The organism is Pseudomonas sp. YuFO8 (genome assembly GCF_035065025.1).
GTDB classification, from domain to species: Bacteria; Pseudomonadota; Gammaproteobacteria; order Pseudomonadales; family Pseudomonadaceae; genus Aquipseudomonas; species Aquipseudomonas putida_AE.
Genome location: NZ_JAXDEQ010000001.1, coordinates 79,222 through 93,305, shown reverse-complemented (window position 1 = coordinate 93,305; position 14,084 = coordinate 79,222). Strand labels below are relative to the sequence as shown.

The following is a 14,084-nucleotide window of genomic DNA, read 5'->3' as shown; positions in this document are numbered from 1 at the left end:
CAATGCACGGCCTTCGCCGAGCATCTGGGTGATGCGCGGGGTGATGCTGGTGACGAGTTCGCTCAGCTGGCGCATGTCACTCTGGCTGTCGTGACTCAGGCCGGCCTGGCTGGCGATAATCTGGCCGAAGACCTGGGCATTGCCGACCAGTTTGCCGATCAGTGCACTTTTGCTTTGCAGGGATTTTTCCGTCTGCTGGGCCTTGAACGCGCTGATCATTTCATCGCGCTTGCCATCGAACAATGCGATCTGCTCGGGATCGGTGGCCATCGCCGTCAACCCCTGCAAGCGTGCCAGAACGCCTTGTTCCAGCGTATTGATCTGCGCCTCGAGATTCGCCGCCTTGCCGGATTGGCCCAGGGCGACGTTGATCTGCACAAGATTGTTCAGGGTCTCCAGATCACGCCGTAATGCGAGGCTGCTGCCCAACAGGTCCAGGCTCTGCAGTTCGACCCGGGTGCCCTGGAATTCGCGATAGGAGTCACGCACCAGGTAGAAGTTGGTGACCAGCATTGGCACCAGGAACAGTACGCTGATCAGGCTGAACTTCATGCCAAAACTCAGGCGGTTCATCAGCGCGACGGCGGGATAGAGCAAGCTCTTCACTGGAAGTCTCCCTTGGATTTCTTATTTTTATGGGTGGGCGCAGCGAGACAGCAGATAGCCACTATTCGGCGCTATCTCTGTATAGCGTAAATCAGGGGGATGTTTTGTAACTTAAGGTTAACGGTGCGCTCAAATTCTTGCTGCGCAGGCAGGGAACCGTGTACCAGGTTCTGCGCTGTGGGCAACCCGGTTAACTCTGTAGGAGCGAGCTTGCTCGCGAAAAACCTGAGAACACCGCAGGGTGTCAGGCTCCACGCGTCATCGTTGACCTTCATCGCTGGCAAGCCAGCTCCTACAGTGGGTCGGGTGCATCCGCGAGCATGCGGCGACTCGGTAAGCCGGCTCCTACGGCAACACAGTCCACAACGCAAACCCCGCATACCAGAGCACTGCCGCCCGCAGCAGCAACTCCCAGATACGGTCAAGATTGTGGATGCCCTCAGGCCCGACCACCGGGGCGGGGATTTCTCCGGCCACCAGTCCGACCCTTTCGATCAGTTGGGCGGCGCTGATGTTCCAGTTCAGCAGTTCGTGCAGCATCACCCGGCTGACCGCGACAAAGTTGCCGACCAGGGCAAGGCTGGCGGCCAACAGACGCACCGGCACCCAGTCGAATGCATGGCGCAGTTGCGCGGCGCGCTCGACCACGGCGGGGTTTTGCCCGTGTTCTTCGGCCAGGGCCAGCAATCGATAGCTCAGCGCGGCGACCGGCCCCAGCAGGAAGTACCAGAAAATGATCGCGAAAAAGCTCTGGTAGGCCTCCCACAGCAAATGCCCTTCGACCCGCTCCAGCAGTTGCTCGGCATTGTCGGCGCAGATGTCCAGGTCACGCTTGGCCACATGGGCCGCCGCTTGCAGGTCTTCGCGACGCCAGGCATCGCGGAAGGGACCGAGACCGGCCAGCAGATCACCGCGACCCAGGCTGTAGATCACCACCAGCAAATGCACCGGCAGCGCCAACAGGCCGTAGGCGACTGGGTCGAGCACCACCAGCAGCAAGCCCAGCAACGCCACCGGAAACAACACCAGCACCGCCAGGACCAGCCACGGACGGTTCACCAGGCGCGGGCCGAGTTCAAGCTTGTGCAGCTCGCGAATCCAGCCAGCGTCGCGTTGAACCCGATGGCGCAGGGCCGAAAATTTCTCGATCCACACCGCCAACAGCAACACCAGAAAACTCATTATCCTTCCTCTTGTGCCAGGGCTGCCCGATAGCGTGCCCAGTCGAACGCGGGCCCCGGATCAGTCTTGCGCCCGGGGGCGATGTCGCTGTGCCCGCAGATGCGTTGCGTGGTGATTGCCGGAAACGCCGCTTGCAGCTGGCGAGTCAGGGTCGTCAACGCTCGGTATTGCGCATCGTCGAATGGCAGATCATCCGTGCCTTCGAGTTCGATGCCTACGGAAAAATCGTTACAGGTTTCCCGCCCCTCGAAACTCGAAACACCCGCATGCCAGGCACGCTCAAGGCAAGAGACAAACTGAGTGACGGTCCCGTCACGCTCGATCAGAAAATGCGCAGACACCCGCAGGTCGGCAATCCCTTGAAAGTAGGGATGCTCCGTGACATCCAGACGATTCTGGAAAAACTCCTGCACCTTGCCAGTCTTGAACTGCGCTGGCGGCAGGCTGATGTTATGAATCACCAGCAGGGAAATTTCGCCCTCGGGGCGCGCATTGAAGTTGGGCGAGGGGCATAAATGCACACCCTTGCACCAACCGCTCGCGGGGTCCAGCTGCATACAGGTTCCTTCACGACGACTGTGTTGGCACCCAGTATGCCGCGATAGCCCACCGGGGGCGATCACTAGACGCGATTGAGGCGCTGCAGTTTTGCGATCACCGACGCCAGGGCGCGTTCAAACAATGCGCTATCCTCGAGCACGCGAGCAGTGTCGGCGGGACTTTCCCCAGCCGTAGGCAGAGTGAATGGCTCCAACACCTCGACCATCGCCGTCGCACCTGCTGAATGCCCTGGATGCTCGAACAATTGAACGTGCAAACGCTCCAGCTCGGTGAAAAACTTGCTCGTGGCAAACGGATCGAACGCCGAACTGCTCAGTCCCTCGCGCAATGACTTGAGCAACCCCGGGACCAGCGTCAACAAATGCTCTCGTGCATCGGGCAGGTCATGACGCTGGACGCTCCAGATCAATTGCACCATGGTCTGCACATCAGCCTGCCACGGCAGCGACAGATGGCCATGCTTGAGGCAGGTCATCAGCAAAACGTTGCTCCAGGCGTCTTGCACGAACCCCAGCACACTTTGTGGCAATTTCTCGCCCAGCAGCGCCTGATTCAAAGCCTGCTCGACTCGCTGGCGGGCCAAAGCGGTTCTGCCGCGACTTTCCTCGGCATCACGAATCCGCTGCTCAAGCAATTCCCTGCGACGGCGTTCGTCACGGGCGAACGCAAGGAATTCATTCAGCAGTTCAGAAAATATCGCCGGGTCGTCGACAAACTCGTCCAAAAAACGCTGCGCCACTTGCTCGATGCGCCGGTACAGACTGTCGCGCTCATGATCACCGGCCTCGGCCTCAGGAGAATTGGCAATGCTCGCGCGCACCTGCAACAACAGGTCCTGCAGCGCCGCCAGTACCGCGGGCACAATATCATCAGCCTGCGGATCTGCTGGCGTGGCAACCGCACCGGCGCTGGCGTTATCCGTTGTGGAGATGGTCGGGGCGGGCGTGAGGCCAGGCAGAACACCGGTGGCGACCAGCAGTTGGTTGGCCTGGGCGTATAGCTGGCCGGCGTTACTGAGCACATAGCGATCAAACAGCTTGAGGATAATCAGCTTGACCTTGATGTCCACGCCCAGGTGGCGTCCGGCCCCAAGGAAGCACTGGCAGAGCATCGTCGGCCCCAGGGGATTGTTTTGCTCGATCAGCGTCCTGCCCAGCAACGTACTGAGGCGGGCGGTGAGTTGGTCAAGGGCAAATCCGTCGCGATAGAGCACCTGATTGACCATCGCATCCAAAGCCTGGTTACGCTCCAGCCCGTCATCCGGCAGCGCCCCACGGGTATCGGCAGACAATGACCGAGGCAGGGCCCTGTAAGCGAGGTCGCAGTGACCGAGGCTGATGAACGCCTCGAAGAATTGCTCGAAAAACAACCGCTCGATGCTTTTGCGCTTCAAGCGCAAATCGCGCATCGCCTCAAACAACAGGTTCTGCTCAACATCATCGAGTGCCCGGTCAGCCATTTCGAAGAGGCTATCGTCGGCATTATCGAACAGCGCCTGCAAGCCCTGCCTGAGCTGTTGAGTAGCCTTGTCGCGAACCTGCAGGACGATGACAGGCAGGCGGGCGAGTGGCGGGTGCGTCGTCTGGTCGGTACCGACCCTGCGCAAAGGCACCACATTCCCGTCGTTGTGCATCCAGCCTCCTGAAATCTGCAGCCGTCAAAGTCGTGACGTCAAATCCAAGGCGAATTATCGGATAAAGGTCGCCCTAACGCCACCCCGAGGCTCGCTGCGCATGAAAAGAACAGTCTCACGGATGTCGATCAGGCACGGAATCGACCGGGAACAATGCGGATGCCTTGGGTTGCCCGGTAGCATGGCCCTATAATCGGACCACTTTGTTTGTGGAGTTGCTTATGCCGAATCTACGTCTCGCCGATTTGAACGCCGAAATCGAAGCCAACGTGCGCCGCGCGCTGCTCGAAGACATCGGCAGCGGCGACATCACCGCGCAGCTGATCCCGGCCGAACGCCTGGCCAAAGCCACCATCATCACCCGCGACGCCGCCGTCATCTGTGGCACTGCCTGGGTCGATACTGTGTTCCGGCAGTTGGACCCACGGGTGGCGGTGCATTGGCAGGTCGCCGATGGCGAGCGCGTAAAGCCCAACCAGGTGTTGTTCCACCTCGAAGGGCCGGCCCGCTCGCTGCTGACGGGCGAACGTAGCGCGCTGAACTTCCTGCAAATGCTCTCTGGTGTCGCCACTCGCGCGCAGCAACTGGCAGACTTCGTTGCCGAAACCCGGGTGAAACTGCTCGACACCCGCAAGACCTTGCCGGGGCTGCGCCTGGCGCAAAAGTACGCGGTCACCTGCGGCGGTTGCCACAACCACCGCATCGGCCTGTATGACGCCTTCCTGATCAAGGAAAACCACATCGCCGCCAGCGGAGGCATCCCCCAGGCCATCGCTGCCGCGCACAAGATTGCACCGGGCAAGCCGGTAGAGATCGAAGTGGAAAGCCTGGATGAACTCAAGGAAGCCCTGGCGGCCGGGGCCGACATCATCATGCTCGACGAACTGAGCCTGGATGACATGCGCGAAGCCGTGCGCCTGAACGATGGCAAGGCAAAGCTGGAGGCCAGCGGCGGGATCAACGAAAGCACATTGCTGCCGATTGCCGAAACCGGGGTGGATTACATTTCGATTGGGGCGATGACCAAGGATGTGAAGGCTGTGGATCTGTCGATGCGACTGAGCCTCTGAGGAGCTGCGAGCCACAAGCGGCAAGTTACAAGCTTAAAGCGGTCCCGCTTTGACTTGTAGCTTGCGGCTTGGAGCTAGTAGCTCTCGTCAAACGACGAGATTGTTCATCTCGCAGTACTCATCCCACTCGACACCCAACACTTCAGCCGCTTCCTTATGCAGTTTCAGGCGCTCGGCCTCGTACTCTTCGGGGGTTGATGTGTATTTGAGCGTCAGTTCCCACGGCTGCAAGCCCTGGGCTTCGGCTTCATCCTCGAACGCCCACTGGATCTGGTCTTTCTGATCGTCGGCGGGCAGGTCCTTGATCTCGTCCATCAATTCTGGCGCATCCAACACGTATTTCTTCAGTGCTTCTACGTGCCTTGCTTCCTGGGACATCTCTTTAACGGTCATGGCGTTCTCTTAGATCGGGGGAATGGAAGATGGATCTGGATCATCAAGGATCTCTCTGACGCAAAAAAACCGCTTGAAACCCGGTTTTTCTGGCCTTCAGAACCATTCGGGATCATCTGAAAACAACGTGTCGCTGGTGCCCGAGACAGGAATCGAACCTGCGACCTTCGCGTTACGAGTGCGCTGCTCTACCGGCTGAGCTACACGGGCAGTGGGCTAAACCTAGCACTGACCATGGAGTCAGGCAACTTCGAACACGTTTAAAATCAAAAGATCGCAGCCTGCGGCAGCTCCTGCATAAGCTGCGATCTGCGCACAGCAAAACGCCCCGAACCAGTCGGGGCGTTTTGTTGTTCAGCGGTCAGACGCGGGAGTAATTAAACGCCCGAAGCCTTCGCTGCTGCTACGTCCTTGATGGACAGCTTGATACGGCCGCGGTTGTCCACGTCCAGTACCAGTACTTCCACTTCCTGACCTTCTTTCAGGATGTCGGTCACTTTCTCAACGCGAGCATCGCTCAGCATGGAGATGTGAACCAGACCGTCCTTGCCAGGCAGGATGTTGACGAATGCGCCGAAGTCGACGATGCGCTCAACCTTACCGACGTAGATCTTGCCGATTTCGGCTTCAGCGGTGATACCCAGGACGCGCTGACGAGCAGCTTCTGCAGCTTCCTTGGTTTCGCCGAAGATCTTGATCGAGCCGTCGTCTTCGATGTCGATCGAAGCCTTGGTCTCTTCACAGATCGCACGAATGGTCGCGCCGCCTTTACCGATGACGTCACGGATCTTGTCGGTGTCGATTTTCATCGCGATCATGGTCGGAGCGTTGGCCGACAGTTCGGTACGCGACTGGCCAATGATCTGGTTCATCTGGCCGAGGATGTTCAGGCGCGCTTCCAGGGCTTGGCCCAGAGCGATCTCCATGATCTCTTCGGTGATGCCCTTGATCTTGATGTCCATCTGCAGCGCGGTGACGCCTTTGGCGGTACCGGCTACCTTGAAGTCCATGTCGCCCAGGTGGTCTTCGTCACCCAGGATGTCGGTCAGGACGGCGAATTTCTCACCTTCTTTAACCAGGCCCATGGCGATACCGGCAACCGGTGCCTTCATCGGCACACCAGCGTCCATCAGGGCCAGGGAAGCGCCGCAAACGGAAGCCATCGAGCTCGAGCCGTTGGATTCGGTGATTTCCGACACTACACGGATGGTGTACGGGAACACGTCAGCGGCAGGCAGCATGGCCGAAACCGAACGACGGGCCAGACGGCCGTGACCGATTTCGCGACGACCAGCGCCACCCATGCGACCACACTCGCCCACCGAGAACGGAGGGAAGTTGTAGTGCAGCATGAACGGGTCTTTTTTCTCGCCTTCCAGGGTGTCCAGCAGCTGTGCGTCACGGGCGGTGCCCAGGGTCGCGACTACCAGGGCCTGGGTTTCGCCACGGGTGAACAGAGCCGAACCGTGGGTCTTTGGCAGAACGCCGACTTCGATGTTCAACGGACGTACAGTCTTGGTGTCGCGACCGTCGATACGTGGCTTGCCGTTTACGATGTTTTCGCGAACGGTGCGGTATTCGATCTCGCCGAAAGCCGCTTTGACTTCGCTGGAGGAAGGCTGGCCTTCTTCACCGGACAGCTTGGCAACGACCTGGTCCTTCAACTCGCCCAGGCGAGCGTAACGGTCGGCCTTGACGGTGATGGTGTAAGCCTGGGAGATCGCTTCGCCGAATTCGGCACGGATAGCGCCCAGCAGTTCGGTGGCTTCTGGCGCAGGTGCCCAGGTCCAGGTTGGCTTGGCAGCTTCAGCGGCCAATTCTTTAACAGCGTTGATCACAACCTGGAATTCGTCGTGAGCAAACAGTACCGCGCCCAGCATCTGGTCTTCGGTCAGCTCTTTGGCTTCCGATTCAACCATCAGCACGGCGTCCGAAGTACCGGCAACAACCATGTCCAGGCTAGAAGCAGCCTGCTGTTCGTAAGTCGGGTTCAGCAGGTAGCCGGTGCTTTCGTGGAAAGCAACGCGGGCTGCGCCGATCGGGCCATCGAAAGGAATGCCGGAGATGGCCAGGGCAGCCGAGGTACCGATCATCGCAGCGATGTCCGGATCGGTCTTCTTGCTGGTGGACACGACGGTGCAGACAACCTGCACTTCGTTCATGAAGCCTTCAGGGAACAGCGGACGGATCGGACGGTCGATCAGTCGGGAAGTCAGGGTTTCTTTCTCGGAAGGACGGCCTTCGCGCTTGAAGAAACCGCCAGGGATCTTACCGGCAGCGTAAGTCTTTTCCTGGTAATGAACAGACAGAGGGAAGAAGCCCTTGCCTGGATCGGCTTGCTTGGCACCAACGACGGTCACCAATACGCTGACGTCGTCGTCAACGGTGACCAATACTGCGCCGGAGGCCTGACGGGCGATACGGCCGGTCTCGAGGGTGACGGTCGACTGACCGAACTGGAACTTTTTGATTACCGGGTTCACGGTGTCCTACCTTCTTTTGTGGCTCTTGGGGAAACTGGGTTCTTGCGAAATTCTTGGGCAACGCCGGGAATCGGCCCGACCGGTTGTCCTGGGTGTCACACAGGCAAAACGGATATCCAGATAAAACTTGAGGCTGGGAGCCTGCCATGCACCGGCGGAAAACCGCTGACGCACGACAGACAACCAACCTCTAGCGCAATCGCTTATTAGCGACGCAGACCCAGGCGACCGATCAGAGCGCTGTAACGGCTCACGTCTTTGCCTTTCAGGTAGTCCAGCAGCTTACGACGCTGGTTAACCATGCGGATCAGACCACGACGGGAGTGGTGGTCTTTACCGTTGGCCTTGAAGTGACCTTGCAGTTTGTTGATGTTGGCGGTCAGCAGTGCAACTTGCACTTCTGGCGAACCAGTGTCACCAACAGCTTGCTGGTAGTCAGCTACGATTTGAGCTTTTTCTTGAACGTCGAGAGCCATGTGGCAATCCTTTTATCAGGAAACTGTTTCAAAAACAGTTTCAACAGGCCAGGGACAAATCCCTGTATCTAAAAATGAGTAGTGACCGTGCCTGCTAACAGCCACACTCGTTCGGTCATTCTGACCGAATCAGTCGACGCGGCGCGATGCGCCCGTCTTCGCTCACTTCACCGATACCGATGAAGCGACCATTGTGATCCTGTACCCGTACCATGCCGAACTTCGGGGCATCCGGGGCGCGTACCGGCTGGCCGTTGAGCCAGTAGAACGCACTCGCTTCCGAGAACTGCAACAGTGGCCAATCCAGCAGGCCGCTGTCCGATGGCATCAGGAAGCGGTCGACCGCCTCGTTGCCGCCTTCGGCATGTACCGCTTCCAGCTCTTCGAGGGTAACGGTCTGCGCCAGGGTGAAAGGCCCGGCCTGGGTACGTCGCAGTTCTGCAACGTAAGCGCCACAACCGAGTTGCTCACCGATATCCTCCACCAGGGTGCGGATATAGGTGCCTTTGGTGCAATCCACCGCAAGCCGCGCAGTATCACCTTCGAAGGCCAGCAATTCCAAGCGCGTAATAGTAACAGAACGCGCTTCGCGCTCCACTACTTCACCTGCACGGGCCAGCTTGTACAGGGGCTGCCCGTCACGCTTGAGGGCCGAGTACATCGGCGGTATCTGACTGATTTGCCCACGAAATTGCGGCAGTACGGCTTCGATATCGGCCTGACCAACGGTCACCGGGCGCTCCTGCAAAACCTCACCCTCGGCATCGGCCGTGGTGGTGGTCTTGCCCAGCTGCGCCAGGGTTTCGTAACCCTTGTCGGAATCGAGCAGGTACTGCGAGAACTTGGTGGCCTCACCGAAGCACAGCGGCAACACGCCAGTGGCCAGCGGATCGAGACTGCCGGTGTGCCCGGCCTTCTCGGCGTTGAGCAACCAGCGGACCTTCTGCAAGGCCGCGTTGGAGGTGAACCCCAGCGGTTTATCGAGCAGGATGATGCCACTGACGTTACGACGGATACGTTTGACCTGAGCCACCGATTACTCCTTGGTGTCTTCGGCTTGTGCCGCAACCGAGTGCTGGTTGTCTTCAGCCACTGCACGCTCGATCAAGGCCGACAGATGCGCACCGCGCACGACGCTTTCGTCGTAGTGGAAGTGCAACTGCGGAACGCTGCGCAGCTTCATCTCGCGAGCCAGCTGCATGCGCAGGAAACCGGCGGCGGAGTTGAGCACCTTGATGCTTTGCGCGATGTCTTCGTGGCTGTCCTGGCCCATTACAGTGATGAAGATCTTCGCGTGACCGACGTCACGGCTGACTTCCACAGCGGTAATGGTGACCAGGCCGACGCGCGGGTCTTTGACTTCACGACGGATCAGTTGTGCCAGCTCGCGCTGCATCTGATCGCCGATACGTTGGGTACGGCTGTATTCTTTTGCCATGTCTTGTTACCTGTTACTGCCCCACGGTGAAACCCGTGTGGTCTGAAAGCGGCAAACGCCCGGCCTGACAAAAGCCAGACCGGGCGTTGCGTTTAGAGTCCGGGCGATGCGCCGCGCAATTGCATGCGGCTGGCCATCACGGCTCTTGAAGTGCGCGAGTTAGAGGCTGCGAGCAACCTGAACCTTCTCGAAGACTTCGATCTTGTCACCGACCTTGACGTCGTTGTAGCTCTTCACGCCGATACCGCATTCCATGCCGGCACGTACTTCCGACGCGTCATCCTTGAAGCGGCGCAGGGATTCCAGCTCGCCTTCGAAGATAACGATGTCTTCACGCAGTACACGGATTGGACGGTTACGGTGAACGACACCTTCGATCACCATGCAACCGGCGATCGCGCCAAACTTCGGCGAACGGAACACGTCACGCACTTCGGCGATGCCCAGGATGTTCTCGCGAACATCGCTGCCGAGCATGCCGGTCAGGGCTTTCTTGACGTCTTCGATGATGTCGTAGATCACGTTGTAGTAACGCATATCCAGACCTTCCTGCTCGACGATCTTGCGCGCGCCAGCATCGGCACGCACGTTGAAGCCGAACAGTACAGCGTTGGAGGCCAGTGCCAGGTTGGCGTCGGATTCGGTGATACCACCGACACCGCCACCGACCACGCGCACTTGCACTTCGTCGTTACCCAGGCCGTTCAAGGCACCGTTCAACGCTTCCAGCGAACCACGGACGTCGGATTTGAGGACGATGTTGAGCGTCTTCTTCTCTTCCTGGCCCATGTTTTCGAAGATGTTTTCCAGCTTGCCGGCGTGAGCACGGGCCAGCTTGACTTCGCGGAACTTGCCTTGACGGAACAGAGCCACTTCACGGGCTTTCTTCTCGTCGGCAACCACGCTCATCTCGTCGCCAGCGTCCGGGGTACCGTCCAGGCCGAGGATCTCGACAGGGATGGCCGGACCGGCTTCCTTGATTGGCTTGCCGTTCTCGTCGAGCATGGCACGTACACGGCCGTAGTTCGAACCGACCAGGACCATGTCGCCTTGACGCAGGGTACCGTCTTGAACCAGCACGGTAGCCACCGGGCCACGGCCCTTGTCCAGGCGGGACTCAACCACGACACCACGGCCAGGAGCCGATGGGGTAGCGGTCAGTTCCAGGACTTCGGCTTGCAACAGAACGGCTTCGAGCAGTTCGTCGACGCCAGTACCCATCTTCGCCGAAACCGGTACGAATGGAGTGTCACCACCCCACTCTTCCGAGGTCACGCCGTGTACCGACAGTTCGCTACGGATGCGATCGAGGTCAGCACCTGGCTTGTCGATCTTGTTCACCGCGACAACCAGCGGAACGCCAGCAGCCTTGGCGTGCTGAACAGCTTCGATGGTCTGCGGCATCACGCCGTCGTCCGCTGCAACCACCAGGATCACGATGTCGGTCGCCTTGGCACCACGGGCACGCATGGCGGTAAACGCGGCGTGACCAGGGGTGTCGAGGAACGTCACCATGCCACGGTCGGTTTCAACGTGGTAGGCACCGATGTGCTGGGTGATACCACCGGCTTCGCCAGCAGCTACCTTGGCACGACGGATGTAGTCGAGCAGGGAAGTCTTACCGTGGTCAACGTGGCCCATTACGGTCACGACTGGTGCACGGGAAACAGCCTCGCCTTCAAACTTCAGGGACTCGGCCAGGGAATCTTCCAGGGCGGTGTCGCTGACCAGGGTCACTTTGTGGCCCAGCTCTTCGGCAACCAGCTGGGCAGTTTCCTGGTCCAGTACCTGGTTGATGGTCGCTGGGGTACCCAGTTTGAACATGAACTTGATGATTTCAGCAGCCTTCACCGACATCTGTTGGGCGAGATCGCCAACAGTGATGGTTTCGCCGATCTTCACTTCGCGCACGACAGGGCCGGTTGGGCTCTGGAAACCGTGGGCGTTGCGTTTCTTCAGCTTGGCCTTGCCGCGACCACCACGACGGAAGCCATCGCTTTCTTCGTCGGTAGTACGTGGGGCAACACGTGGCGCTGGCGCCTTTTCCTTGACCGAAGCACGATGCGGAGCGTTTTTGCGCTCGCCATCGCCACTACCGCGACGATTGCTGTCGTCGGCACGTGGTTTGTCCGGACGACGCTGTTCGTCACGCTTGCGGGCATCGGCTGCAGGTGCCGGAGCGGCTGCCACGACCGGTGCACTTTCGCGCACAGGCTCGGCCACCGCAGCGGGCGCTGCAACGGGTTGGGCTGGAGCGGTCGGCGCAGCAGCAGGCTGGCGACGCGCTTCTTCTTCGGCGCGGCGCTTGGCTTCTTCTTCAGCCTTCTGACGTGCAGCATTTTCTACTGCGCGACGTTCATCCAGTTCACGCTTGCGCTCGGCTTCGATTTCTTCCGGGCTGCGCTGTACGAAGACTTTCTTCTTGCGTACTTCAACGCTGATGCTTTTGCTGCCAGCAACACGCAGGGTGCTGGTGGTTTTACGCTGCAGCGTAATCTTGCGTGGTTCTTCCACTTTCGCCTTGTGGCTGCTTTTCAAGTGAGTCAGCAACGATTGCTTCTCACTGTCAGTCACACTTTCTTCGGCGGCGGTGTGCGGCAGACCTGCCTCACGCATCTGCTGCAACAGGCGCTCTACCGGTGTTTTGACCTCATCGGCCAGTTGTTTCACCGTGACTTGCGTCATGCACTTCTCTCCTCAGGCCGCGCCTAATTACTCGAACCAGTGGGCTCGGGCGGCCATGATCAACTTGCCGGCACGATCATCGTCAATGCCGTCGATGTCGAGCAGGTCGTCAATAGACTGCTCGGCCAGGTCTTCGCGGGTAATTACGCCGCGCACCGCCAGTTCCATCGCCAAATCCTTGTCCATACCCTCAAGCGAGAGCAGGTCTTCGGCCGGATGGGCGTCTGCCAGCTTTTCCTCAGTAGCGATGGCTTTGGTCAACAAACGATCCTTGGCACGAGCGCGAAGCTCGTTGACGATTTCTTCGTCAAAGCCGTCGATGTTGAGCATTTCTTCCAACGGTACGTAGGCAATCTCTTCCAGGCTGGTGAAGCCTTCATCGACCAGCACCTGTGCCAGCTCTTCGTCGACTTCCAGCTCGTCGATGAAGTTGCGCAGGATGTCGCCGGTTTCTGCTTGCTGTTTAGCCTGGATGTCCGATTCGGTCATCACGTTCAGGGTCCAGCCAGTCAACTGGCTGGCCAGACGCACGTTCTGACCACCACGACCGATGGCCTGAGCCAGATTGTCTGCGCCGACGGCGATGTCCATTGCATGGGCATCTTCGTCAACGATAATTGCCGCAACCTCGGCCGGGGACATGGCGTTGATCACGAACTGAGCCGGGTTATCGTCCCACAGGACGATGTCCACACGCTCACCGCCCAACTCGCCCGACACTGCCTGGACGCGCGAACCGCGCATACCGATGCAAGCGCCCTGCGGGTCGATGCGTTTGTCCTTGGAGCGCACGGCGATCTTGGCGCGCGAACCCGGATCACGGGACGCAGCCATTACTTCGATCAGGCCTTCGGCAATTTCCGGCACTTCGATGCGGAACAACTCGATCAGCATTTCCGGCGCGGTACGCGACAGGATCAACTGTGGGCCGCGGTTCTCGGTGCGGATTTCCTTGAGCAGCGCACGCAAGCGCACGCCAACCCGGAAAGTTTCGCGAGAAATGATGTCTTCACGGGCCAGCAACGCTTCAGCGTTGTTACCCAGGTCGACGATCACGTTGTCGCGGGTGACTTTTTTCACGGTGCCGGAGATGATTTCACCCAGGCGCTCGCGGTAAGCGTCAACAACCTGGGCGCGCTCGGCTTCGCGAACCTTCTGCACGATGACTTGCTTGGCAGTCTGTGCAGCGATGCGGCCGAACTCGATCGATTCGATCTTCTCTTCTACAACGTCACCGACCTTGGCGCCAGGGTGCGTTTCAGCAACCTTGCTCGGCCAGGTTTCGATGGCCGGATCGTCCAGGTTTTCTTCTTCGACGACCGTCCAGCGACGGAAGGTTTCGTAAGCACCGGTGTGGCGGTTGATTTCCACACGCAGATCAACTTCGTCTTCAAAACGCTTTTTGGTAGCCGTGGCCAGAGCCAGCTCCAGCGCTTCAAAAATTACGCTTGCCGGTACACCCTTTTCATTGGATACCGACTCAACAACCAGCAGTACTTCTTTGCTCATCGTACGCCTCGCCTTTCGCAAGCCATTGGATCCGCGGGATCCGCAGTA

General features: G+C 59.2%; 11 protein-coding genes and 1 tRNA gene. 1 reads left to right on the top strand and 11 read right to left on the bottom strand.

The window, feature by feature from the left end; genetic code table 11:
* Positions 1–951: 951 nt before the first annotated feature.
* The 3 genes from ampE to SOP95_RS00410 all read right to left on the bottom strand — a co-directional run bounded on the left by ampE (position 952) and on the right by SOP95_RS00410 (position 3,982).
* On the bottom strand, positions 952–1,788 hold the full coding sequence (ampE, locus tag SOP95_RS00420; RefSeq protein ID WP_274074060.1) for a regulatory signaling modulator protein AmpE: 837 nt from the start codon (positions 1,786–1,788) through the stop codon (positions 952–954).
* Positions 1,788–2,345 carry a 1,6-anhydro-N-acetylmuramyl-L-alanine amidase AmpD gene (ampD, locus tag SOP95_RS00415; protein ID WP_274074061.1) on the bottom strand — a complete coding sequence of 186 codons (558 nt, stop codon included), beginning with the start codon at positions 2,343–2,345 and terminating at the stop codon, positions 1,788–1,790. Before ampD ends, ampE begins: the two co-directional genes overlap by 1 nt.
* A 65-nt stretch (positions 2,346–2,410) precedes the next feature.
* Entirely contained in the window at positions 2,411–3,982 is a 1,572-nt protein-coding gene (locus SOP95_RS00410; RefSeq protein ID WP_323605492.1) for a DUF1631 family protein, read from the bottom strand.
* 221 nt (positions 3,983–4,203) lie between these two features.
* On the opposite strand from SOP95_RS00410, the gene nadC reads away from it, so the two are divergent.
* Complete coding sequence (gene nadC / locus SOP95_RS00405) at positions 4,204–5,052, top strand: carboxylating nicotinate-nucleotide diphosphorylase (RefSeq protein ID WP_274074063.1); 849 nt, start codon at positions 4,204–4,206, stop codon at positions 5,050–5,052.
* Between the two features lie 87 nt (positions 5,053–5,139).
* Here the strand turns inward: nadC and SOP95_RS00400 are convergent, their stop codons facing one another.
* From SOP95_RS00400 to nusA, 8 genes are all read right to left on the bottom strand, one after another.
* The gene (locus SOP95_RS00400; RefSeq protein ID WP_274074064.1) at positions 5,140–5,445 is read right to left on the bottom strand and encodes a DUF6388 family protein; all 306 of its coding nucleotides are present in this window, start codon (positions 5,443–5,445) and stop codon (positions 5,140–5,142) included.
* 134 nt (positions 5,446–5,579) lie between these two features.
* A tRNA-Thr gene (locus SOP95_RS00395) sits at positions 5,580–5,655 on the bottom strand.
* A gap of 167 nt (positions 5,656–5,822) precedes the next feature.
* Positions 5,823–7,928, bottom strand: a complete 2,106-nt coding sequence (gene pnp / locus SOP95_RS00390) for a polyribonucleotide nucleotidyltransferase (protein WP_007915263.1) — start codon at positions 7,926–7,928, stop codon at positions 5,823–5,825.
* Positions 7,929–8,134: 206 nt separating this feature from the next.
* Positions 8,135–8,404, bottom strand: a complete 270-nt coding sequence (gene rpsO / locus SOP95_RS00385; RefSeq protein ID WP_046820615.1) for a 30S ribosomal protein S15 — start codon at positions 8,402–8,404, stop codon at positions 8,135–8,137.
* 115 nt (positions 8,405–8,519) lie between these two features.
* Positions 8,520–9,437, bottom strand: a complete 918-nt coding sequence (gene truB, locus SOP95_RS00380) for a tRNA pseudouridine(55) synthase TruB (RefSeq protein WP_274074065.1) — start codon at positions 9,435–9,437, stop codon at positions 8,520–8,522.
* A gap of 3 nt (positions 9,438–9,440) precedes the next feature.
* Positions 9,441–9,842: a 30S ribosome-binding factor RbfA gene (rbfA, locus tag SOP95_RS00375; protein WP_008057429.1), complete on the bottom strand. Its 402-nt coding sequence runs from the start codon at positions 9,840–9,842 to the stop codon at positions 9,441–9,443.
* 159 nt (positions 9,843–10,001) lie between these two features.
* Entirely contained in the window at positions 10,002–12,527 is a 2,526-nt protein-coding gene (infB, locus tag SOP95_RS00370) for a translation initiation factor IF-2 (RefSeq protein WP_274074066.1), read from the bottom strand.
* Positions 12,528–12,554: 27 nt separating this feature from the next.
* Positions 12,555–14,036 carry a transcription termination factor NusA gene (gene nusA / locus SOP95_RS00365; RefSeq protein ID WP_274074067.1) on the bottom strand — a complete coding sequence of 494 codons (1,482 nt, stop codon included), beginning with the start codon at positions 14,034–14,036 and terminating at the stop codon, positions 12,555–12,557.
* Positions 14,037–14,084 lie beyond the last annotated feature (48 nt).

Excerpts from the sequence above, each read along its gene's own strand:
- nadC (WP_274074063.1), top strand. The coding sequence starts at position 4,204 with ATGCCGAATCTACGTCTCGCCGATTTGAACGCCGAAATCGAAGCCAAC.
- rbfA (WP_008057429.1), bottom strand. The coding sequence starts at position 9,842 with ATGGCAAAAGAATACAGCCGTACCCAACGTATCGGCGATCAGATGCAG.
- SOP95_RS00400 (WP_274074064.1), bottom strand. The coding sequence starts at position 5,445 with ATGACCGTTAAAGAGATGTCCCAGGAAGCAAGGCACGTAGAAGCACTG.
- nusA (WP_274074067.1), bottom strand. The coding sequence starts at position 14,036 with ATGAGCAAAGAAGTACTGCTGGTTGTTGAGTCGGTATCCAATGAAAAG.
- SOP95_RS00410 (WP_323605492.1), bottom strand. The coding sequence starts at position 3,982 with ATGCACAACGACGGGAATGTGGTGCCTTTGCGCAGGGTCGGTACCGAC.
- rpsO (WP_046820615.1), bottom strand. The coding sequence starts at position 8,404 with ATGGCTCTCGACGTTCAAGAAAAAGCTCAAATCGTAGCTGACTACCAG.
- infB (WP_274074066.1), bottom strand. The coding sequence starts at position 12,527 with ATGACGCAAGTCACGGTGAAACAACTGGCCGATGAGGTCAAAACACCG.
- ampE (WP_274074060.1), bottom strand. The coding sequence starts at position 1,788 with ATGAGTTTTCTGGTGTTGCTGTTGGCGGTGTGGATCGAGAAATTTTCG.
- ampD (WP_274074061.1), bottom strand. The coding sequence starts at position 2,345 with ATGCAGCTGGACCCCGCGAGCGGTTGGTGCAAGGGTGTGCATTTATGC.